This window comes from Actinomadura sp. 6N118 (genome assembly GCF_044326415.1).
Classification (GTDB): domain Bacteria; phylum Actinomycetota; class Actinomycetes; order Streptosporangiales; family Streptosporangiaceae; genus Spirillospora.
On sequence record NZ_JBIRAZ010000017.1, the window covers coordinates 228,583 to 234,582 of the forward strand.

Genomic DNA, 6,000 nt, shown 5'->3' on the forward strand with positions numbered 1-6,000 from the left:
GGCTGGACTCCCTTAACCGCAACCAACGTGACCGCAACACACGACAAAGCCGCACAAACCCGCAAACGGTCATTTCGGCACCGCTCAACCACCCACCCAAACCAGCCGACTTAATCCCCGATCCACCCGCCCGCAACCGACAACGACCGTGGGACAACACCCCCGCCCGACCACCCACAAAGACGACCACAAACGGACACGCTGATCCCAGCGAATGACGTCGACATAACCTTCCGCTCACCGCTCCTGATCAACGGAAATCGTGGGACGGTCACCTATCGCACCCGGCATAAAAAGGTGGCCGGATACCGTCGGCAATCGGCACTCAACACCTTGCAATATCACCGAACGTGACGATAGAATAACAGCATGGATTCGATCGTGGCGGGTCTAGATTCCGCTTCCACCGCTGACTTGGTGGAAGCGGCCGCCGCGATCACCACCCAACTCGCCCAACGATCGGCACCCGACTCCGGAACCGCCTGCATGGAGCTGGCCGAACAGTTCGCTGCCGCGTTGGATCAGGGTGAGCAGGTGCTGGCGGGGTTGATCGCGGTGGTGGACCGGACCGGGGAACCCAAGCGGTGGGGTCTGGCGTCGACTCAGGCGTGGTTGCGGTGCCGGCTGGGGATGCGCGAGGGCCGCGCCCAAGAACGCCTCACCCTGGCCCGCCAACTCCCCCGCCTGCAGCACGTGAACCAGCAACTGGCCACCGGCGCCCTGTCCTACGGCTACGCCGCCACCATCGCCGACGCCGTACAACGCCTCAACGATGACGACTGCGCCGCCGCCGAAGGCATTTTGTTGGACGCGGTGGCTGGCGGGGTGTCGGCGCGGAACCTGGCGCGGCTGGGCCGCAGAGTCCATGACCTGGTCGCCGAACTCACCGGCACCGATCAGCCGCCGGAGGATGCGGCGCGGGGGTATGAGCGGTCGTGGGTGACCGTGAGCCGGTCGTTGGATGGCGGCTGTTACCTGCACGGGTGGCTCAACCCCGAAGACACCGCCATCCTGGACGGCACCCTCGCGCCGTTGGCCAAACCCGCGGGGACCGGCGACCGCCGCGATCTGGCTGAGCGGACGGCGGCGGCGTTGTCGACGGTGCTGGCGGGCGGGCACCGGGACACCCGGGTCACTGTCATCGCCGACCTGCAGACCCTGACCGGCGACGACACCCCCGGGCGGCTGCGTGACGGCACCCCGATCCCGGCGGCGCAGGTGCGGCGCATCGCCCTCAACGCCGGAATCTCTCCCCTGATCCTCAGCGCCGACCACGTGCCGCTGTATTTGGGGCATGCGGTGCGGATCGCCACCGCCGGGCAGCGCCGGGTGCTGGAAACGCTGTATGACACGTGTGCGGTGCAGGGGTGTGAGGTGCCGGGGCTGTTGTGCGAGGTGGATCATGTCGATGGGTGGGCGCTGGGCAACAGCCCCACCGACATCGACAAACTCGCCCTGTGCTGCGGCTGGCACAACCGCTGGAAACACACCCACCCCCACCAGATGCACATCACCACCACCGAGGATGGCCGCTACCGGTATCGGGCGCTGCCGCCTGACGGGGTCGCCAGATCCAGACGCGGCAGACCTGTCGATCAGGCCGACAATCCCTGGCACGACCACGCGGCCTGACCACCACCCCAGCCTGCAGCCCGGCGCACCCCCAGCGCCGGGCCTACAGGCACGCCCCCACTCCGGCACAAAAGCTCCTGGGTGCAGTTCCTCTGGAGTGACCTGTTCGCCAAGCTCAGCAGGCCTCCATGGGGAGGCCATACCCATTGGTTTCTGCATCAGGACGTTCTGTCTGCTGGCTCGTGCAACTTCTAGCTCCGGATGGGCCTCTAACAGATCATGCGCGATGGAAATACCTCCATGCCCAGTTCTGATCTCGTCCCGGGGCTCTGGGACTTGCAGTTGCGGATCCTGTCAGGAATGCGCGGCAACGAGGCCATGGTCAATGACGCCCTTGGCAAGCTCGGCGTAGACCAAGCCGACCTCGACCGGGCTGCCGGCTTCGAGCTTCACGAGTTCTTGTTCCTGTCCACCGATCACGCCGAGAACGAGGTGGCTCACCTTGGTTCACCTCCTACGCCTCAGACCATCCAGTCGGCACTGCTTGATATTGCGGATGGCGGGTCGTCGATGAGCGTCACCTGCGAGCTTCCGCTCTGGCCGGGCCTGGTCTTCAGCTTGGAGGGCTGGCCTGGGGTCCCTGTGTTTCGCAAGTTCGATTTCTCCCGGTCCCCCCAGGTCCCCCCGGTCCTTCCCGACGGCTTCGCTGACCTTCGCCCCTGGGCCTGGGTCCGTGACGAGATCATCGAACGTTTCGGTCCGCCGATCAAGGACGGCGATATCTGGCCCCCGTTTGAGGAGTACAAGTTCCAAACCCGGGACAGCGATGGGCGCACCCGTTCGTTCTGGGCTGTCTTTTCTTGGAGTCTGCTCCAGCACGTTGAGTGGGACACCGACCAGCCGGATCTGGCCGCCACGTCCCCTTGATGGTGGCGGCGGTGTTCCTAGTGGCCTGGTCGGGGGGTACGGCTCTTCCGCAGGGTGACTCATCCGCCCAACTCAGCAGGGCCGTACGGCTCAGCGTGTTCAGTCGTCGAACTCAAAACCGCTGGCTAGAGCCGACTCGACGAGCTTCCGGAGCCGATCACCGTCTGTGACGACGATGCTCATCAAAGCAGCCAGCTCCTGGAGCGCGGTTCGGTCCGTGCCGTGCGCGCAGAACATGCCAGCTTCCGAGTCAAATGAGACTCGCTCTTCAAGAGCCGGAGCTTCGGTGGTCACAAGAAACTCCGCCGCCCCTTCCCAGAAGTAGCCGTTCGGCTCATGCCCAAGCTCCTCGATGACTTGATCTACCGGCGTCTCTCCTGCTCCCAACAGCAGCGAGAACTCTCCAGGTGTGGTTTCGATCAACCTCAGCGGACTCATCGGCGAAACACCGCACTCCTAAAAGCGAAGAGACAAGGGATACTGCTCCTCTGCCGGGACCTGGTGCACCCCGCCCAAAGGATTCCCGCAGAGCAGCTGCATCAAGGAGCATGACGTCGACCACTGACATCTCTGGGCCAGCCCGCTCAGTAGTTCGCCTTCGGCGGATGCGGGGCCTCGTGGGCTGGGCAGACGAGTCACTCAGGAGGAGCCGCACCCAAAGCTCCTGGCTATCTAGGTGATCCAGGAGAACGTTTGGGAGGTCATCATCGAGAACGGTCGTTAGCCGTCCCATGCCGTGTTGCTGATTCTTGGGGAACACATGGTTGGTTGCGGTGCGACTATCAGGGTGCTACCGACCGTGAGGGAGCGCAGGTGTGGCCGATGAGGGACGGCCGAGCTGTATGCGGCGATTCGTCGTGCGGCTCGGGCGGGTATGGGCAAGCGCGCCATCATGCGGGAGTTCGGGGTCGGGCACGCCACCGTGCAGCAGGCACTGGAGTCGGCCTGGTCCAAGCCCCGCAAGCCGTTGCCGCCGCGGCCTTTGGACCTTGATCTGTTCAAGCCCTTGATCGATGAGATGTTGCGGGCTGATCTGACCGCTCCGCCCAAGCAGCGGCACACCACCAAGCGGATCTTCGACCGGCTGCTGGATGAGCATGACGCGGCGGGGGCTTCGTACTACACGGTCCGCACCTATGTCGTGACTGATCCGTTGACTGCACCGACTTGTTGACCCCATGGTCCCTGCGCATCGGCGCTCAAGAGAGTCGCAACCGTTCGGCATCCTTCCGATGGAACACTGCGACCCATGACGCATCGCAGTTATATGACCGAATTCGCGGGCTTGGAGGTCATCGACTTCCCGTCCGCGTCGCGGCCCGCTGGCGAGCGGCTCGCCGCGGCGAAGGCTGATCCGGGCGCGTTCGCGTGGCGGTTGCGGCTGGAGGCCTGGGACGGCGAGGAGCGGTTCGGCGACCATCTCGCGCGGTTCATAGGCGAGGTCGGCACCCGGTCTGTGATCGCACTGATCATCGGTGACTGCTGGAACGCCGGAACGGGCAAAGACACCCCCGACGGCGTGCGTGACCTGCTGGTGGCGCACGCCGCCTCGTTCCCGGCGCTCCGGGCGCTGTTCTTCGGCGAGGTCGTCGTGCGGGAGACCCGCCTGGTCTCCTGGATCCCGCAGACCGACGTCTCGGCGCTGCTTGCGATCTTCCCCCGGCTGGCCGAGTTCGCCGTCCGCGGGGCCGACACGATGACGCTGAAGACCGGCGGCGAGCGTACGACCTTCCGGCTCGCCTGGAACGTGCCGCGGCACGCGGGACTGCGCCGCCTGACGGTCCAGACGCACCGGCTGGACCCGGAGGTGGTGCGCGGCGTCCTCGGCTCCGCCCTGCCGAACCTGGAACGCCTGGAGCTCTTCCTCGGCGACGGCGCCGCACCCGAGGACCTGGCGCCACTGCTGGCGGGCGCGTTCCCCGCGCTGAGCCACCTCGGCCTGCGCAACGCGCGGGACACCGACGCCCTGATCGCCGCGCTGTCCGGCGCCCCCGTCACCGCCGGGCTGGCCACCCTCGATCTGTCGCTCGGCACCCTGACCGACAAGGGCGCTCAGATGATCCTGGACAGCCCCGTCTTCCACGGCCTGGGCCGGCTCGACCTGCACCACCACTACATGTCGGAGGAGATGACCGGGCGGCTTCACCACAGGCTCACCGCCGCCGGCGTCCACCTGGACGTCGGCGGCCGCCGGCAGGTCGAGGCCTGGGACGACGAGGACGATGACGAGGAGTGGGAGCCCGAGGAGCTCCACCCGGCCGTCACCGAGTGAGCCCCCCGCCGCTCACCCACTCGGGTGTTCCTACTTCTCGCCACCATCACACCCCGAGTGGATCACTAAGCGTCCCCAGAACTCGGCTCCAAACGTTCCTGCTTCTCACCTACGAAGCCAAGCTCCCAACCAGATCTCGAACCAACCAAAGCCGCACCGACTGGCACAACCAGCGGAGCCAGCACGTCACCACCCAACAGCCGGGTACACCACAGCCATCGCCTGCCAAACACCACGCCGCGCCCGCTCACCCCGTTACGCCGCCACAACTCACCTCGACCCCACAAGCCACCGATAGGCGGCGGCCCAAACAGTTACCACCACCGCACTGGCGAGCCTGGCTGCTGCGGGCATGAGCATGGCCGGGAGGTGGCAGCCCCCGGCGGATGGCACGGCAAAGGGGCCTTCCCAGCCACTGAAAGCGCGGCCACCTTGACGCCCAGCTCTATCTCGCGGCCACCTCGCTGACGACGATGCGCCCAGCCCTGCGATGACCTACAGGCGGATGACCGGCCGCACACAAGCGGGCCGACTGAGCCGAGTTCACGATCCTTAGGCCGCCGCCAACCTCACGATGCCGGGATATCGCCACACCAGCCTCCCGCGCGCCAGCGCAGCAAGCTCTTTCACCACAGCCAACCGGCGCCAGGTTGGCGCGTGGCCGCCCTACCCCTCACTCACCTCGCCGACGTGTTTATGTCCAAGCCCTGGTTCCAGCCGCAGCCGGGTGGTCGGCCACGCCACAGAGGCGACCGGCGCCGAGCCCACCGACCCCGGTCGCCGCAGACAACAACCACTGCAGCCAGCACCAGACCCCCGCGCGCAGCGCGGCAAAGTCTTCACCAGCATCCAGCTAGCGGTCACGCTGGCGCGTTGCTCCGGCTCCCGCCGCGACTAGCAGCGGCGGACACCCCGCGCGCAGCGGCAAGATCTTTTTCCCCATAATCCAGCGAGCGGTCACAGTGGCGCGCTGCTCCACCACACTGACCTCGCCGCCGACTCTGTGCACCAACCCTGGCCCCACAGACGGGCGGCTGGTTCGCGGTCTTTGCTGCGCGCCGACTTACCCCACACCGCACCTGTCATGTCCATGCCGGATCAGGGGAGTGTCTGAAAGATCGTGTGGGTGGGGTGGTGATCCGGAAGGCTGGGAGGTCCCAGCCGGGAAGGATCATCTGTGACCACGCACGAAGACGAGGTAGAGCAGGTCGGGGGCCTGGAGGTGCAGC

The 6,000-nt window shown here is 66.3% G+C and carries 5 protein-coding genes; 4 read left to right on the top strand and 1 reads right to left on the bottom strand.

The features are described from left to right. Positions 1-369 precede the first annotated feature (369 nt). Both ACH34W_RS37340 and ACH34W_RS37345 read left to right on the top strand, forming a co-directional pair. Positions 370-1,632 (top strand): DUF222 domain-containing protein, encoded by a 1,263-nt coding sequence (locus tag ACH34W_RS37340; protein ID WP_395965889.1) that lies wholly within the window; start codon positions 370-372, stop codon positions 1,630-1,632. 300 nt (positions 1,633-1,932) lie between these two features. Then, complete coding sequence (locus tag ACH34W_RS37345) at positions 1,933-2,499, top strand: hypothetical protein (protein WP_395965890.1); 567 nt, start codon at positions 1,933-1,935, stop codon at positions 2,497-2,499. Between the two features lie 99 nt (positions 2,500-2,598). Here ACH34W_RS37345 and ACH34W_RS37350 read toward each other — a convergent pair whose 3' ends face one another. Beyond that, positions 2,599-2,937, bottom strand: a complete 339-nt coding sequence (locus ACH34W_RS37350) for an Imm51 family immunity protein (protein WP_395965891.1) — start codon at positions 2,935-2,937, stop codon at positions 2,599-2,601. A 436-nt stretch (positions 2,938-3,373) separates the two neighbouring features. Here ACH34W_RS37350 and ACH34W_RS37355 point away from each other — a divergent pair, with 436 nt between their 5' ends. Both ACH34W_RS37355 and ACH34W_RS37360 read left to right on the top strand, forming a co-directional pair. Continuing rightward, positions 3,374-3,673 carry a hypothetical protein gene (locus ACH34W_RS37355; protein ID WP_395965892.1) on the top strand — a complete coding sequence of 100 codons (300 nt, stop codon included), beginning with the start codon at positions 3,374-3,376 and terminating at the stop codon, positions 3,671-3,673. 75 nt (positions 3,674-3,748) lie between these two features. Next, on the top strand, positions 3,749-4,771 hold the full coding sequence (locus ACH34W_RS37360) for a hypothetical protein (RefSeq protein WP_395965893.1): 1,023 nt from the start codon (positions 3,749-3,751) through the stop codon (positions 4,769-4,771). Positions 4,772-6,000: the final 1,229 nt, after the last annotated feature.